Consider the following 15,544-nt stretch of genomic DNA (forward strand, 5'->3'; position numbering starts at 1 on the left):
AATCTCATCTAACATCAATAGTCTTATATTCGATATTAATCTAAGTATAGATTGGGAAAATTTTCCTTGACAAAAATTTGAGAAAGATTTAAAATATAAGGCATACAAGGGAGTTCTTAAAAGATCTGAGAGGAGGCCTAGCCTCGACCTTACCTGATTTGGATAATGCCAACGTAGGGATGTATATTTTTATGCATATTTTTTTGAACTTATAGGACGAGCCTTGGCTTGTTCTTTTTTTGTAAATAAGAAAAAGGAGATTTCATGAAAAAGATGATGAACTTATTTGGGGAAAGAAAATTCCAAGAAAAGAAAGGAGAAGAAAAATGAAAAAAACTTCTAATTTTGAAAATGGCCTAATTTGGTTTGGTGCGGGCGTATCTATAGCAGAAATTATTACCGGTACATATTTTGCACCCCTAGGATTTAAAAAAGGTCTTTTGGCAATGCTAATTGGTCACGCTATCGGTGCTGTTCTTTTATATATGGCAGGTCTTATCGGTGGCAAGACCGAAAAATCAGCTATGGAGACAGTAAAAATGTCCTTTGGCCAAAAGGGCGGACTATTTTTTGCACTTTTAAACGTCCTCCAACTTGTAGGATGGACTGCTATTATGATTTACGACGGGGCGATTTCAACATCCCACGTTTTCTCTACAGGCCATATAATCTGGGCACTTGTAATAGGAGCCTTGGTTTTAGTCTGGATAATGGTCGGCATTTCAAATCTTGGCAAACTAAACACAGTTTCTATGTCGCTTTTATTTATCCTTACAATCTTACTTTCCTTTAAGGTATTCCAAGGAGTAAATTTTGCTTCAAAAGAAACAGCCGATGCTATGAGCTTTGGTCTCGCCATAGAACTTGCTGTAGCCATGCCACTTTCTTGGCTACCACTAATATCCGACTACACCAGGGAGGCAGAAGACCCAAGAGGAGCAACCCTCACTTCAACTGTAATCTACACTCTAGTTTCTATGTGGATGTATGTAATAGGCATGGGCATGGCCCTACTTACAAAAGAGAGCGATATAGCAATGATTATGGTAAAATCAGGTCTAGGCTTGGCTGCGATTTTGATTATAATTTTATCAACAGTAACAACCACCTTCCTAGACGCCTATTCAGCAGGAATTTCTGCCGAATCACTTTCTAAAAAAATTAATGGTCAGAAGATAGGAATATTTGTCACCATAATTGGTACAATTGGAGCAATTTTATTCCCAATGGATGATATAACAGACTTTTTATACCTAATCGGTTCAGTATTCGCTCCAATGATAGCCATCCAAATCGCTGACTTCTTCATCCTACATAAAGATAAATCGGAAGCTGATATCTATTACAAAAACATGGTAATCTGGCTAATCGGCTTTATCGCAAACAGGGTATTTTTGAAGATGGACCTCCTTGTAGGTTCGACAATTTCTTGTATTATTGTTGTGATAATAGTAAAAGTTTTGGCAGAAAAGTTAATAAAAGATTAAAAAAATACGAGCCTGGCAAGATTTCCTTGCTGGCTCGTTTTTTAGTTTATATCCTCTATGGAAATGTCGTAGAGGTCTTCGTAGAGGTAGGACTTGTCGATTCCCTTCATGAAAACATCCCTGTTATTAATTTCATCTGTAAGGGCAGATTTTAAAAGATGTTTGATTTCAAGTGTGTTTACAACCGATCTTTCCATGGCGGACAGGTAAGCAAACTTATCGATCTTATCCCAATCGATGCATTTACCTAGGTTTTTCTTAAGGATTAAATCAAGCCAAATCCTTGTAGCCCTTCCGTTTCCTTCTCTAAAAGGATGAGCTATATTCATCTCAACATATTTGTCCACAATCTCATCAAAAGTTGTTTCTGGCATTTTTTCAATAATTGCAAGGTTTGATTCTAGGAAAAGCAAGGGTGCAAAACGAAAATTCCCCTTGGAAATATTTACAGTCCTAATTTTGCCAGCAAAGTCAAAGACGTCTTGGAAAAGATAGGCGTGGATGTCTTTTAAAGATTTAAAAGTTCCAACCTCAAAATTATTTATAAGGCCAAGATCCCAAAGTTCTTTGGCACGTTTTTTACTTAAGTATTCTTCATTTCTATTCATTTTAGCACCTAGGATTATTATACAAGATTAAGAGAAAAAATTCCCCCAAAACCAAAGTTTTGGAGGAAAATTTTTAGGCTAATTCCACCTTGTGGAAGTTTTTCTTGCCTTTTTTGATTATTATTCTGTTATCTTCAAAGATTTCTTCTGTGACTTCAAAGGCTGGGTCTGTGATTTTTTCATCGTTGATTGACACGCCACCTTGTTGGACAGTTCTTCTTGCTTCACCATTTGATTTGGTTAGGCCTACTTCTGTCATGAGGGCTAAAAGGCCCTTTGGTAGGTCAGATGCAGAAATTTGTGTTGTTGGCATGGCGCTCTCATCACCTTTGCCAGAGAAAAGTGCCTTTGCTGCATCAAGGGCAGCGTCTGCTTCTTCTTTGCCATGGACGAGTTTAACAACTTCGTAGGCTAGGATTTCTTTTGCTTTGTTTATTTCGGCTGCTTCTGTTGCTTGTCCTAATTTTCTACATTCAGCTGTTGGTAGGAAGGTTAATTGGAGGAGGAATTTCTCCACGTCCCTGTCATCTACATTTCTCATGTATTGGAACATTTCAAATGGACTTGTTTTTTCCTTATCAAGCCAAACTGCACCTTTTTGAGATTTGCCCATTTTAATTCCGTCAGCTGTTGTAAGGAGGGCAAAGGTCATGCCGTAGGCGTCGCCTTGTTCATGTTTTTTGATTAAATCAACACCACCGATGATGTTTGACCATTGGTCAGACCCACCCATTTCAAGGGTTACGCCATTTTCCCTGTACATTTTCAAAAAGTCGTAAGATTGGAGAAGCATATAAGAAAATTCAAAAAATGTTAGACCACCAGCTGCCATCCTGTTTTTGTAGGCATCTTTTTTGATCATTTCATTTACCAAAAATTCGCTTCCAACATCTCTTAAAAATCCAACAAAGTTAAGGTCAAGTAGCCAATCTTTGTTGTTTAGCATTTCTGCTCCGCCCTCATCAGAGAAGTCTAAAAATCTTTGGAATTGCTTGTAGAAGCACTCAGCGTTGTGGTTGATTCTTTCAACTGTCATAACTTGGCGCATGTCAGACCTGCCTGATGGGTCACCGATTAGGGTTGTACCACCACCGAGAAGGGCAACTGGTCTGTGACCGTAGTTTTGCATACGCATCATAACCATGATCTGGATAAGGTGGCCAACAGTTAGGGAATCTGCAGTAGCATCAAAACCACAGTAGAATTTTACAGACTCTGTGGCAAGTTTTTTCTTTAATTCTTCTTCGTTTGTAGCTTGCTCGTAGTAGCCACGATCTACAAGCTCATCAAAAACATTATCGTATTCTTTTTCGTAAGTAAATTTCATAAATCTTCCTTTCTTTTCTTTTGTGTGTCATATGGAATTCAAGCGAGAAATCCCATAAAAACAGGACTTCTAATTCAAAATAGGCACAAAAAAAGAGCATAAAAGCGCAAAGACTTGCGGTACCAGCTTTTTTTATACTCATTGCCAAGTACAGACAACTTGGCTTGCCTTAAACAAAATGAAAGTGTAATTTCAAAAAAGCCATTCCAGGCCCTTCCTACTTGAATTCATTGTAAGTTTTATTCTTATAGACTATTTAACACTATAGGCGAACTTTTGTCAAATAAATCTCACTTTATTGAGGTATTTAATTATTGAAACCTCGCAAGAGGGGGTATATTTATAATAAGAAAACGATTGATAATAATAGAAAGGAGCAATCATGAAAAAGAAATTTTTGGCAGGAGCCCTTGCCCTTATATTTTTAATTCCAAATGCAAGTGCCTTTGCCGACGAAAAGGATGTGGCAGGTTCGGATGATTTTAAGGGAGATTATACCTATGAAGATGGCATGTATTTACCAGCCCTATATCATTTTGGTGTAACAAAGGGTAGGCAGGTCCATCCTTATGGAGCTAGCAAGGTAGGAAAGATATCTCAAAAAGAGAAAAAAGCAGTCCTTCAAAGACCTAAGGTTAAGAAATTGATAAAGCTATACAACAAATATTACCAAAATCTTATTGTCTGGTATAAGTTTGGCGATAAAAACATGGCTAGGTGGAAGGAAGTTAAGACCATGACCGACCCTGTTTTTGGAAAGTTTACCAAGGCTAGTTGGGTAGATCATTACGAAAAATGGGCAATCACTCTCCAAAATGCGCGTGATTATTTTAATTCTTTGGGCCTTGCTGATAGTGACTTCACAAATGAAAAGACCTTGAAAATGATCTATAAGCCTGAATTAAGCTTTGAGAAAATTGAGTCTTGCGGGGCAGAAGATACAATTGTTTTTAACCAAGGAATTTCAAGTGCTAAACTAGATGCCCAATCTAGGGAACTTACTGATGCAAATGGCGGAAAGTTAGTAAAGAAACTTGTGGAAAATCTTGATGGATATGAGCTTGGAGAACCAACAGAAGTCTTGGGCAAGTCGAAATCAGGTGCCTATGATCAGAGACTTTTTGTGGAAATTTATTTAACTAGGGATGACTCACAAATCCTCTTTCAGATGGCAGGCAAGGATGAAGAAACCTGGAGCGATTATTCCTTGAAAGATAAAAAAATCTCTAATTTCTATGGCCAAGAAATGCTACTTTCTTCCTATAAAGAGGGAGGTTTATATAGGGCTGAGTTTAAAGATTTGGATAATGAATATTTGGTAGAATCCTCTGGTATTTCTGAAGACGAATTTTTGGTAATATTAAGGTCCTTTATAGCCAATATTAGAAATGTCTCAGCTTTATCATCCATGAAATTAGAATTCTAGGAAAATCTAGGATTACTGTCATAAATATAAAAAAATCTGGATTTTAATAAAAAATAAATCTTTACAGAATCCTGAAATTTCAATAAGATAGTTAAATTTTTAAAAAATATCGGCTAAATTTTGGGAAAATTATTTGACAAAGGATAAATACCAGGTTACAATATAACCAATCAAATCATTAGTTAGAAAAAGTGTTGAAGAGAAGAGTAACTTTCTTAAGGCTTACAGCGAATCCCGTAGAGTGTGAGGGGATAAGGTGAGAGATTGTGAAAAGAACCTCAGAGCTTATAGGTCGATACAAGGAGACTTATACGGGCACTCCCGTTACAGAGTTAGAGTATGTTAGTACTTGAAGAGGTCTATTTTGTGAGAAATAGATGAATATGGGTGGTATCACGAGTCTTCGTCCCTTTTTGGGACGGAGGCTTTTTTTATTATCAAAAAAGCGGCACAAATGACTAGTTTTGATAAAAAATTAGGAGGAAAATATGATAAAGAATGAATATGAAGTTTTAAAAGAAGCAAAGAAGGTAGTTTTGGCCTATTCTGGAGGCCTTGATACATCTGTGATGGTAACTTGGCTTATGGAAAATGGGGCCAAAGAAGTCATTTGTGTGTCAGTTGATTTAGGCCAGGTAAAAGACCCTAAGGCCATGGAAGAAAAGGCCATAAAATCAGGTGCAAAGAAGTTTTATAATATCAATGTAGAAGATGAATTTGTTGAAGAGTACGATTTTAAATCCTTAATGGCAGGGGCCAAATATGAAAATGTCTATCTTCTAGGCACAGCCATAGCCCGTCCACTAATTTCAAAAGTATTGGTTGATGTGGCTAATAAAGAAGGAGCAGACTTAATAGTCCACGGTTGCACCGGTAAGGGCAACGACCAAATCCGTTTCGAGCTTTCAATAATGGCTATAGCTCCAGATATGAAAGTTATCGCTCCATGGAGGTTCTGGGATATCAAAGGACGTAGCGAAGAAGAAGCTTATGCCAAGGACCATGGTATAAACTTAAATTTCACTAAAGATGAAGATTATTCTATGGATGAAAATATCTGGCACTTATCCCACGAAGGACTTGACCTTGAGGACCCAGAAAATCCAGCAAACTTAGAAAAAATCCTTCACTGGGTGACACCACCTGAAAAAGCACCAGATAAGGCTGAGATAGTAGAAATTGAATTTAAAAAAGGCAAACCAATTGGGCTTAATGGTGAAAAATTAAAGGGTTCTGACCTGGTTAAAAAATTAAATGACCTTGCAGGCAAGCATGGAATTGGAATAGATGATATTGTTGAATCTAGGATGGTTGGCATGAAGTCTAGGGGAGTTTATGAAAATCCGGCAGCAAGCCTTTTATACTTTGCTCACGAAAAGCTAGAAACAGTCACCCTCCACCCAGATTGTCTTCAATACAAGCAAAAAATGGCCCTTGACTATGCTAAACTCGTTTATGCAGGTAAGTGGATGACACCCCTTAAAGAGGCTATGGATGCCTTTATAGAAAAAACTCAGGAAAATGTGACAGGCAAAGTCAAAGTTAAACTCTACAAGGGTGCTATGCAACCAGCTGGTATATATGGGGCAAATTCTCTTTACCTAGAAGAATATGCAACCTTTGAAGAAGATGATGTTTACAACCAATCAGATGCTACAGGCTTTATAAATTTATTTGGTCTATCAACAAAAATTTATGCAAAGGCCATGAAAGAAGGAGAAAAGAAGTAAATGAAACTATGGAGTGGGATGCTTGACGGGTCTTTGGATAAGGATGCAGAAATTTTTAACTCGTCGATAAAAATAGATAAGAGATTGGTTTTTGATGATATAACTGGATCGATTGCCCATGTAAAAATGCTCGGAAAGCAAGGAATTATCGGGGAAGATGAAGCGGATAAAATTATCAAAGGCCTTAATAAAATAGAAGAAAAATTGAAGGCAAAGACTCTTGAAATCGACATGGCTTGCGAAGACATCCACACCTTTGTAGAGGGAGCTTTAATTTCTGAGATAGGGGAAGTGGGCAAAAAGATGCACACAGCAAGGTCTAGAAATGACCAAGTCACAACCGATTTAAAACTTTATATAAAAAAGGAAGGATTGGAAATAATTAACTACTTAAAAATTTATAGCAAAAGCCTAACCAACCTTGCCAAAAACCATACCGAGACCATCATGCCTGGCTACACCCACCTTCAAGCTGCCCAACCAGTAAGTTTCGCCCACCATCTAATGGCCTATGCCTTCATGAATTTGAGAGACATATCTAGGATGGAAGCTTGCATCAAAAGGTTAAACGAACTCCCACTTGGAGCCTGTGCCCTAGCTGGAACAACCTATGACATAGACAGAGATTTTGTGGCAAATGACCTTGGTTTTGAAAGAGTCATGGGAAATTCCATGGATGCGGTAAGCGATAGGGACTATGTCATGGACCTAGCTTCGGTTTTATCAATAATAGCCGCCCACCTTTCTAGGTTGTCAGAAGAGCTTATAATTTGGTCTTCACCAGCCTATAAATTTATAGAAATAGATGATAAATTTATAACTGGCTCATCTATTATGCCTCAAAAGAAAAATCCTGATATGGCAGAGCTAATCAGGGGAAAATCAGCAAGGATTATTGGAAATATGAACCAGGCCTTTGTAATGATGAAGGCTCTTCCGCTTTCCTACGCCAAGGATATGCAGGAAGATAAGGAATTTATCTTTGACTCCATCGACACCATAAAAATTTCCTTAAAAATAATGGCAGGGCAAATCAAAAGTCTAAGTGTAAATAAAGAAAAAATGCTAGAAGCATGCAAGGTTGGGTTTTTGAATGCGACTGACCTGGCAGATTATCTAGTAAAAAAACAAGTCGCCTTTAGGGATGCTCATCACATAGCAGCAAGGCTTGTAAAATACGCAATAGAGAGAAATATCGCCTTAGAAGACCTTGACCTAGAAACTTATAAAAAAGAATCTGATCTTTTTCAAGAGGATGTTTACGAAGCCATTGACCTAAAAACCTGCCTAAAAAACCGAAAATCCCAAGGTGGACCTGCTCCCGAAGAAGTCCTAAGGCAAATTGCCTATGTTGAAGGAAAAATTTCTTAATTTGCTTAAGGAAGTATTTGAAATTTCCTAAAGAAAATTGTCCGAAATCGAAATTTAAATATTTATTAGTTTGAAATACAGAGAATAAATAAGTTCATTTGCTAAAAATTATGGTAAAAAAATGCTGGTGCATGAAATTTCATGCACCAGACATTTTTGTAGACTATAAATAACTATGGGGAATTATGCTTCTAATAATTTTCCTGCAATAGGACCTGAATCAAGGGTATAGATTTTTTCAATATCTATGATTACGGCTGCAGCCTTTGGCATAACACCAGCCTTTTCCTTGGCTAGGTTCATATGCTCTTCGTCAGTATAGGATTTGGCTGTGCCCACAATCCTAAAGCCCTTGTTGTCTTCTCTTTTTACAAAGGCGATAGCAACCTTGCCGTTATTTTTAATATTGGCATGGTGCTTGCCATCGGTATTTTCGCAATAGATGAGATGTTCGTCATCAAGAACTCTCATAGTTCTTTTTGGTCCTATATTAGGATTGCCATTTTCATCGACAGTTGCCATATAAGCAAGCTGTTCACCAATTAAGTCTTTTATTTCTTGGGTTAATTTCATATTTTCACCTCATTATATATTTTTTTACTTTTATAGTATAGCACATTTTTTAAAAATAATCAATAATGATTATCATTATTGCAAAATATTTTAGAAATTTATCTTAGAAATTTTTTACGAATTTTGAGTTTATAAAAAAACTAATATCAAAATAGATAGGTAAAAGAGTAAATTCCTAATGATTTATAGGCTTGGTTGAAGTATGATAAAATAAGTATATTCATTAGAATTATGAAAGGATTATTATGACAGATAGAAAACCTTATTATATTACAACACCAATATATTATCCAAACTCCAATTTACATATAGGAAATACCTATACTTCAATAATTGCAGATGTTTTAAAAAGATATAAGACCCTTTTAGGTTACGAGGCCTACCTTGTAACAGGTACTGACGAGCATGGTCAAAAGATTATGGAATCTGCTCATGCCCATGGCAAGGAGCCTCAAGAATTTGTAGACAAAATCGCAGCTGAGACCATCAAATTATGGGAAAAGCTTGATATTAACTACGATACCTTTATAAGATCAACAGGTAAACAACACGAAAAAGACGTAGTAGATATTTTCAACAAACTCTATGAGCAAGGCGATATTTATAAGGGAGAATACAAGGGATATTACTGCACACCTTGTGAAACTTTTTGGACTGAAAGCCAGTTAGAAGACGGCAAGTGCCCTGATTGTGGCAGGGACGTTAATTACCAAGAAGAGGAAACTTATTTCTTTAGATTATCCAAATATGCAGATAAACTCAAAGAATTATTCAAAGACCACCCAGAATTTCTTGAGCCTGCCTTTAGGCAAAAGGAAATGCTTAATAACTTTATAAACAAGGGACTTGAAGACCTTTCTGTAACCAGGACTTCCTTTGACTGGGGAGTTGACGTGCCATTTGATAATAAGCACGTTGTTTATGTGTGGATTGACGCCCTTTCTTGCTACCTTTCAGCCATTGGCTATGGGGATGATAAGGAGAAATTTGAAAGATATTGGCCAGCTTCCGTTCATTTAATCGGTAAGGATATAGTGAGATTTCACACTATAATTTGGCCAGCACTTTTGATGGCCCTTGACCTTCCACTTCCAGAAAAAGTTTTTGCCCACGGTTGGATTTTGTTTGAAAACGACAAGATGAGTAAGTCAAAGGGTAATATCATGTATCCAGAGCCACTTGTAGAACTTTACGGCAACGACGCCCTTAAGTATTTCATGCTTAGGGAATTTAACTTTGGTTCTGATGGGGACTTTTCTTCAAAGAAATTTATGGATAGGTATAACTCAGATCTTGTAAATGACCTTGGTAACCTTGTTTCAAGAACAACATCAATGATTTCAAAATACAACGGTGGAGTGATTGAAAAGGGCACTGAAGAAGGCAAATTTGACGACGAATTAATCGCTCTTGCTAAAGAAACCTACACAAGATTTACAGACTTAATGGATTCTTTCAAATTCAACGAAGCTTTAGAAACAATTTGGAAATTAATTCGTCGTGCTAATAAGTATGTAGATGAAACTGAGCCATGGATTTTAGGTCGTGATGAGGCAAATCTTCCAAGATTAAACAGGGTTTTATACAACCTTGCAGAGACTTTGAGGATTGTTGCTCAATTAATAGAGCCAACCATGAAGGATACTACAAAATTAATCTTAGAAAAACTCGGCACAGACAACAAGGGCTTTGAATCTGCCAAGGAATTTGGTCTTCTAGAAGAAGGTGCCAAAGTTTCTAAGGGCAAAAACCTCTTTGATAGGCTAGATGTAGAGGAAGAATTAGTAAAACTTCATGAAAAAAATAATGCCCTAATCCACGAAAGACTTGCTGATAAAAAAGAAGAAGAACCAGCAGTAGAAGAGGAAGTAAAACCAGAAATTACCTACGAAGACTTCACAAAACTAGACTTAGTTGTAGGAAAAATTATCGAAGCCAATGACCATCCAAATGCTGATAAGCTTTTAGTTTTCAAGGTTGATATCGGATCTGAAGTAAGAACAATTGTATCAGGCATCAAAAAATGGTACAAGGCAGAAGATTTAATCGGCAAAAATGTAATCGTGGTTAAAAATCTCGCGCCAAGAAAGATGAGAGGAATCGAATCTCAAGGCATGCTTCTTGCAGCAGATTTTGGTGAAGACTTGACCATGCTTTCAACACTTGCGGACATCAAACCAGGAAGTAAGGTTTCTTAATGAATTTGATTGATTCACACGCCCATTTAACAAGCGAAGAATTTAACGAAGACAGGCTCTTTATAATAAGAGACCTGTCTAATTTCTCTATAGAAGCTGTAATTAATCCGGGGGTTAATCTCGCAAATTCAAGGGAAAATGTAAGGCTTGCAAAGGAATTTAAAAATTTCTATGCCCAGGTAGGCATCCACCCATCAGACGTGGAGGAAATGGGAGAAAACGACCTCGCTGAGATTGAAAAACTCGCAAAAGATGCTGTAGCAATCGGGGAGATTGGTCTTGATTATTACTGGACTACAGAAACCAAGGACTTACAGAAAAAAGTTTTCATTGCCCAGCTTGATATGGCAAGGAAACTTGCGAAACCAGTTGTAATCCACAATAGGGAAGCAACTGAAGATATAATGGAGATTTTATCAAATTATAAGGACTTAAAGGTTCAAATCCATTGCTTTTCGACAGATGAAGAAACTTTAAAAACCTTTATGGATTGGGGTTTTTATATTTCAATCGGAGGGGTTGTGACCTACAACACTGGCCTAAACGAAAAGCAGGCAGCAGCCCTTGTTCCTATAGAAAGACTCATGCTTGAAACAGACAGTCCCTACCTTACTCCTGAGCCTTATAGGGGCCTTAGAAATGATCCTAGAAAAATTATAGAAGTGGCAAGAAAAATTGCGGAAATAAGGGGAATGAAATTGTCAAAAGTTGCTAAGTGGACAAGCAAAAATGCCAGGGAGTTTTTTGACCTATGATAAAAGAGACAATTGTAGTTGAAGGAAAAGATGACATAGCCAATGTCAAAAGGGCAGTAGATTGCGAAATGATTGCCACAAATGGCCTAGCCTTTGGAGATAACCTTATAAAAAGGCTTGAAGAAATAAATGCTAGGTGTGGAATAATAATCCTAACCGACCCCGATTATGCAGGAAAAAGAATTAGGGCAAGGATTGCTCGTCACATCCCGACTGCCAAACACGCCTACATCGACAGGAAAAAAGCCATCAAAAAGGGCGACCTGGGCGTTGAAAATGCAGAACCAGAGGTAATTATAGATGCCCTAAAAAGGGCTAAGGCAGAAGAAACTACTCGCAGGGAAGAATTTAGCATGGCAGACTTGGTTGGAAATGGTCTTTCAATCGGGGATGGTGCTAGAGAAAAAAGAGCTAAGCTTGGAGAAATATTGGGGATTGGATATTATAATTCCAAGGGACTTTTGGCAAAGCTAAATTCCTTTGGGGTAAGCCGTGAAGAATTTGAAAGGGCGGTAGAAAGCTTATGAGAAAATTATATTCACCAAAGGTGGTAAAGGACATAATCGACCTCTATGGCTTTAGGTTTTCCAAATCTTTGGGCCAAAACTTTTTGATTGACAAAAATTTTGTTGATAAAATCGTAGAAGGCGCTGATATAGCCGGCAAAAACGTGATTGAAGTAGGTCCAGGCATTGGAACAATTTCTTATGAAATGGCAAAGACTTGTAAAAAGCTCGTCCTAATTGAAATTGATTCAAGTCTTATTCCGATTTTGGAAGAAAATATGTCCGACTTTGATAATGTCACAATCATCCACCAAGACATTTTAAAAACTGACCTAAAAAAGATTCAAGACGAATATTTTGGAGGGGAGGCTTTTGACTTTGTATCAAACCTTCCATATTATATAACAACACCAATTATCGAAAAAATCTTTGAAGAAGACCTTGATTGCCACTCCATGACTATCATGGTCCAAAAAGAAGTGGCAGATAGGATGCTCGCCACAGAAAAAGACAAGGACTATTCGTCTTTGTCTGTCTTTGTGAAATATTATTCTGAGGCTAGGCTTTTAACCAAGGTTCCAAAATCAGTTTTCATGCCTCAACCAAAGATAGATTCATCTGTCCTAAGACTTGATTTGAGGATTTATGATGAAAAAGTAAATAAGGAAAGGCTTTTTGCCCTAGTTAAGGCGGGCTTCTTAAAAAGACGCAAGACCATCCTAAATTCCCTATCGGCTGTAGCTGAAAAAGATGACCTCAAAAAAGTTTTTGAGATTTTAAATTTAAAGGAAAATCTCAGGGCAGAAAATCTTTCTCTTGATGATTATATAAAAATTGTAAATGAATTAGAAAATTGTTAGCCTGGAAGGGTCATAGAGTTTTTTATCTATGATCTCTTCTAGGCTTTTTTCTTTGATTTTTATTATATCTAGAGATTCGAGCAGGGTCTTCCTGTCATCAAATTCAGCAAGGAAAGTATTGGTATACTCGCCTTTTTGATTGGTAGAAAAAAACCAGGCACTTTCGTTATTTTCATCTGTCCAGTTATTGACAGAACAAAATACACCATTATAGACAAATTCAATTTCATGGCCTATTTCTAGTAGATTTTTAAGGTGCTTATAGGAAAAATTTTGATTTTTCATGACTCCTCCTTGTTTATAAGTCAAATTTTGGGGTATACTTCTAATTGAGACTTGGGTCTTACTTTTATTTTATACTAATTTTATTTTTTGGGTATATATAAAATAGAGAAATAGAAAGAGGGTTATTATGCACGATATTACAATTTACACATCAAACACTTGCGTATTTTGCAAGGCGGCTAAACAATATTTCAAGGAAAATAATATTGAATACAAAGAAAGAAATATTGACGAAGACAAGGAAGCTGTCAACTACCTAATCGAAAAGGGTTATAGGGGAGTGCCTGTAATTAACATCGACGGCGAAGATATTGTTGGTTTTGACAAAAAAGTTATAGAAGAAAAATTGAAATAAAGTAGACCTGCTATGCTAGCAGGTCTTTTAGGTTGGAAATTTTTATTATCTGTATTTGATCTTGGAATTTACAGTTTCTATGTCCTTGCCAAGGCAGTATTTGATGTAAGGAACGAGATAGTCCTTGTCGATTGCCTTTGGACCAAAGATGAGCCTTTGGTACCTTAGTTCATAGTCTGTAAGATAGGTGCCCAAGAATGGGAGTGGGAAATTTGGGTTGTGGTATTTTATTTCCTTGAAATGATCGCGAGATTCGTCTTCATCAAGGTCAACAACTATCCTGTACTCTCCTTCATAGGCATAGGAATCTTTTTTGAAATAGTATGAAATCTTATCGAGTTTTAAGAAAATTTCGTTGTTGAAACTTCTCAAGAGTTGGCTTTTATTTGTTGAATCCTTATTTAAGGTTTCAGAAATTTTTTCTAAGTAGGCCTTGTAATCCACCTTTAGCTTCTTAAGAAGACCATTTATTTCATCAGATTTTTGGTTATAGTTAATGGCCTTGTCACCTATATAAAAGACCTTGACCAATTTGATTTTTTTATCATTTATAATCGATTTTATAAATTCTTTTGAAAATTCAAGAAAAACTCCCTTGGTATCATCTGCGTATTGTTTCCACATAGGGAGGCTGTCAGCCATATTGGATGCAGATAGGAGGTAGATTTTGTTGTTGCCGTAGTTGTTTAGGTTGATATAATCTTCGTTGCCATCATTTAAATATTCAAAGACTGCCTTGCCCTCCATAGGATCGTTCATCATCCTTGCATTGGTAAGTCTTAGCTTGTTTCTATAGATTTGATCTATTTCTTCAATATCACCGTCAATAAGGTAGCCTAGGATATCGAGGGAAGTGTAGTGGCCAATTGAAATCCTATTTTCAGCATCCTTAAGTTTTTCGTAGTCAGAAGGTTTTACTGTCAAAAGTTCTACAATCCTGTCTATATCATAAGAAATAGCCTCCTCGTATCGTCTTAAATTATCTTCATCTTGAGGCAAAATCCTATAAAAATTATTAAGTTTTTCAAAAATATTTAGGCTATCCCTAAATTCATACTCTAAAGAAGTCAGGTAGGACTTATAAAAATTTTTGCTCTTTGCTTCACCATTAAAATCAAGATTGCCAAGAGCTTCAAGGGCCTGGGCTATGAATTCGTATATGATATTTAGGTCTGGATATTTTTTTAATTTTTTATTTATAAGGGCGAAGATTTCAAAAATTTTATCGGTCATCTTAAAATCATTTAGGACATTGGCAATTTTTAGGAAGGAAAGGTTGAAACCATCAAATTCCCTAAGAAGTGAGTCCTTGATTATGGTGTGGTAGCCCATATTTTTGTTTTCAAAATAGTCGCTATCTTTTAAGATTAGGTCATTTAAGTCTGTTAGGACTTGCCTGGTATTTTCTTTTCCCAAGGCCTTTAACATATTTAAGTAGTAGGAAGGACTTGAAAAGACAGTGATGTAGGTCTTTAATTTTTTAATTTCTCCGTAATCAACTGATATAAGCCCAGAGCTTTCCTTAAAATCTTCCTTTAATAAGTTATAGGACTTGTATTTGAGGTTGGCTATCTTTCTTGTATCTTCAAAACTTTCTTCTTCCTTATATAATTTGACATCGCCAAGCCTTAGCTTGCCGGTAATCTTATCTCCTTTTAGGTAGGAGACGCGAAACTTGGTTTTAAATTTGTAGTCAATATCCTTACTCATTTTTAAAAGCAAGTTGTCCTTGTATTTTATTTTTAACTTATTAAGCCTAGCCTTATCTTCATAGAAGGTATAGGATATTCCATTTTCGAGTGATTTTTCCCTTATAGTTAGGTCAGATTGGCCGACAAAGGAAATAAATTCAGTGATTTTAAAAATAGAAATCCCATCTAAGTCTTTAAAAAATCTGGATCTTAATTGGTTTTCCCCTAGGATTTTTCTTAGGAAGTTTTCGTCATAGGAGTATGCCTTGGCATATATTACTTCCTTGTTTATTTTATTTTCCTTGATATATTCCGCATCGTCTTTAAAAAGATCGACTAGGACTTTGCTTATATTTTCCATCTTAGCTCCGT

14 protein-coding genes, 1 riboswitch and 1 other annotated feature are annotated in these 15,544 nt (G+C 36.5%); of the genes, 9 read left to right on the top strand and 5 right to left on the bottom strand.

Annotation, left to right across the window (positions count from 1 at the left end):
* Positions 1-96: 96 nt before the first annotated feature.
* A riboswitch (TPP riboswitch) is annotated at positions 97-198 on the top strand.
* A 128-nt stretch (positions 199-326) separates the two neighbouring features.
* Positions 327-1,487 carry a putative hydroxymethylpyrimidine transporter CytX gene (gene cytX, locus HMPREF0072_RS05030; protein ID WP_004827905.1) on the top strand — a complete coding sequence of 387 codons (1,161 nt, stop codon included), beginning with the start codon at positions 327-329 and terminating at the stop codon, positions 1,485-1,487.
* Between the two features lie 41 nt (positions 1,488-1,528).
* On the opposite strand, the gene fic is transcribed toward cytX, so the two are convergent.
* Complete coding sequence (gene fic, locus HMPREF0072_RS05035) at positions 1,529-2,095, bottom strand: protein adenylyltransferase Fic (protein WP_004827907.1); 567 nt, start codon at positions 2,093-2,095, stop codon at positions 1,529-1,531.
* A gap of 73 nt (positions 2,096-2,168) precedes the next feature.
* Complete coding sequence (gene tyrS, locus HMPREF0072_RS05040; RefSeq protein WP_004827908.1) at positions 2,169-3,422, bottom strand: tyrosine--tRNA ligase; 1,254 nt, start codon at positions 3,420-3,422, stop codon at positions 2,169-2,171.
* 382 nt (positions 3,423-3,804) lie between these two features.
* Between tyrS and HMPREF0072_RS05045 the strand changes: the two genes are divergently transcribed.
* The 3 genes from HMPREF0072_RS05045 (at position 3,805) to argH (ending at position 7,949) form a co-directional block, all read left to right on the top strand.
* On the top strand, positions 3,805-4,848 hold the full coding sequence (locus HMPREF0072_RS05045; protein ID WP_004827910.1) for a hypothetical protein: 1,044 nt from the start codon (positions 3,805-3,807) through the stop codon (positions 4,846-4,848).
* Between the two features lie 185 nt (positions 4,849-5,033).
* Positions 5,034-5,262 (top strand) — a binding site (T-box leader).
* Positions 5,263-5,336: 74 nt separating this feature from the next.
* Positions 5,337-6,578, top strand: coding sequence for an argininosuccinate synthase (locus tag HMPREF0072_RS05050; RefSeq protein WP_004827911.1), 1,242 nt, complete (start codon positions 5,337-5,339; stop codon positions 6,576-6,578).
* Positions 6,579-7,949, top strand: a complete 1,371-nt coding sequence (gene argH / locus HMPREF0072_RS05055) for an argininosuccinate lyase (RefSeq protein ID WP_004827913.1) — start codon at positions 6,579-6,581, stop codon at positions 7,947-7,949.
* Positions 7,950-8,132: 183 nt separating this feature from the next.
* On the opposite strand, the gene HMPREF0072_RS05060 is transcribed toward argH, so the two are convergent.
* Positions 8,133-8,522, bottom strand: coding sequence for a pyridoxamine 5'-phosphate oxidase family protein (locus HMPREF0072_RS05060; protein ID WP_004827914.1), 390 nt, complete (start codon positions 8,520-8,522; stop codon positions 8,133-8,135).
* A 245-nt stretch (positions 8,523-8,767) separates the two neighbouring features.
* On the opposite strand from HMPREF0072_RS05060, the gene metG reads away from it, so the two are divergent.
* From metG to rsmA, 4 genes are read left to right on the top strand one after another with little or no spacing between them, the layout of a single operon-like run.
* Positions 8,768-10,720: a methionine--tRNA ligase gene (gene metG / locus HMPREF0072_RS05065; protein WP_004827916.1), complete on the top strand. Its 1,953-nt coding sequence runs from the start codon at positions 8,768-8,770 to the stop codon at positions 10,718-10,720.
* Positions 10,720-11,475 carry a TatD family hydrolase gene (locus HMPREF0072_RS05070; RefSeq protein WP_004827917.1) on the top strand — a complete coding sequence of 252 codons (756 nt, stop codon included), beginning with the start codon at positions 10,720-10,722 and terminating at the stop codon, positions 11,473-11,475. The genes metG and HMPREF0072_RS05070 overlap by 1 nt, the downstream gene beginning before the upstream one ends.
* Complete coding sequence (gene rnmV, locus HMPREF0072_RS05075; RefSeq protein WP_004827920.1) at positions 11,472-12,002, top strand: ribonuclease M5; 531 nt, start codon at positions 11,472-11,474, stop codon at positions 12,000-12,002. The genes HMPREF0072_RS05070 and rnmV overlap by 4 nt, the downstream gene beginning before the upstream one ends.
* A complete protein-coding gene (rsmA, locus tag HMPREF0072_RS05080; RefSeq protein ID WP_004827921.1) occupies positions 11,999-12,841 on the top strand; it encodes a 16S rRNA (adenine(1518)-N(6)/adenine(1519)-N(6))-dimethyltransferase RsmA in 843 nt (280 codons plus the stop codon). Before rnmV ends, rsmA begins: the two co-directional genes overlap by 4 nt.
* Here the strand turns inward: rsmA and HMPREF0072_RS05085 are convergent.
* Positions 12,827-13,126: a hypothetical protein gene (locus HMPREF0072_RS05085; RefSeq protein WP_004827923.1), complete on the bottom strand. Its 300-nt coding sequence runs from the start codon at positions 13,124-13,126 to the stop codon at positions 12,827-12,829. The two genes, rsmA and HMPREF0072_RS05085, sit on opposite strands and share 15 nt — an antisense overlap.
* 127 nt (positions 13,127-13,253) lie before the next feature.
* Between HMPREF0072_RS05085 and HMPREF0072_RS05090 the strand changes: the two genes are divergently transcribed.
* Entirely contained in the window at positions 13,254-13,481 is a 228-nt protein-coding gene (locus tag HMPREF0072_RS05090; protein WP_004827924.1) for a glutaredoxin family protein, read from the top strand.
* A gap of 45 nt (positions 13,482-13,526) precedes the next feature.
* Here HMPREF0072_RS05090 and HMPREF0072_RS05095 read toward each other — a convergent pair whose 3' ends face one another.
* Positions 13,527-15,533, bottom strand: a complete 2,007-nt coding sequence (locus tag HMPREF0072_RS05095; RefSeq protein WP_004827926.1) for a DUF2971 domain-containing protein — start codon at positions 15,531-15,533, stop codon at positions 13,527-13,529.
* Positions 15,534-15,544 lie beyond the last annotated feature (11 nt).

This window comes from Anaerococcus lactolyticus ATCC 51172, assembly GCF_000156575.1.
Classification (GTDB): Bacteria; Bacillota; Clostridia; order Tissierellales; family Peptoniphilaceae; genus Anaerococcus; species Anaerococcus lactolyticus.

Excerpts from the sequence above, each read along its gene's own strand:
- cytX (WP_004827905.1), top strand. The coding sequence starts at position 327 with ATGAAAAAAACTTCTAATTTTGAAAATGGCCTAATTTGGTTTGGTGCG.
- fic (WP_004827907.1), bottom strand. The coding sequence starts at position 2,095 with ATGAATAGAAATGAAGAATACTTAAGTAAAAAACGTGCCAAAGAACTT.
- tyrS (WP_004827908.1), bottom strand. The coding sequence starts at position 3,422 with ATGAAATTTACTTACGAAAAAGAATACGATAATGTTTTTGATGAGCTT.
- HMPREF0072_RS05045 (WP_004827910.1), top strand. The coding sequence starts at position 3,805 with ATGAAAAAGAAATTTTTGGCAGGAGCCCTTGCCCTTATATTTTTAATT.
- HMPREF0072_RS05050 (WP_004827911.1), top strand. The coding sequence starts at position 5,337 with ATGATAAAGAATGAATATGAAGTTTTAAAAGAAGCAAAGAAGGTAGTT.
- argH (WP_004827913.1), top strand. The coding sequence starts at position 6,579 with ATGAAACTATGGAGTGGGATGCTTGACGGGTCTTTGGATAAGGATGCA.
- HMPREF0072_RS05060 (WP_004827914.1), bottom strand. The coding sequence starts at position 8,522 with ATGAAATTAACCCAAGAAATAAAAGACTTAATTGGTGAACAGCTTGCT.
- metG (WP_004827916.1), top strand. The coding sequence starts at position 8,768 with ATGACAGATAGAAAACCTTATTATATTACAACACCAATATATTATCCA.
- HMPREF0072_RS05070 (WP_004827917.1), top strand. The coding sequence starts at position 10,720 with ATGAATTTGATTGATTCACACGCCCATTTAACAAGCGAAGAATTTAAC.
- rnmV (WP_004827920.1), top strand. The coding sequence starts at position 11,472 with ATGATAAAAGAGACAATTGTAGTTGAAGGAAAAGATGACATAGCCAAT.
- rsmA (WP_004827921.1), top strand. The coding sequence starts at position 11,999 with ATGAGAAAATTATATTCACCAAAGGTGGTAAAGGACATAATCGACCTC.
- HMPREF0072_RS05085 (WP_004827923.1), bottom strand. The coding sequence starts at position 13,126 with ATGAAAAATCAAAATTTTTCCTATAAGCACCTTAAAAATCTACTAGAA.
- HMPREF0072_RS05090 (WP_004827924.1), top strand. The coding sequence starts at position 13,254 with ATGCACGATATTACAATTTACACATCAAACACTTGCGTATTTTGCAAG.
- HMPREF0072_RS05095 (WP_004827926.1), bottom strand. The coding sequence starts at position 15,533 with ATGGAAAATATAAGCAAAGTCCTAGTCGATCTTTTTAAAGACGATGCG.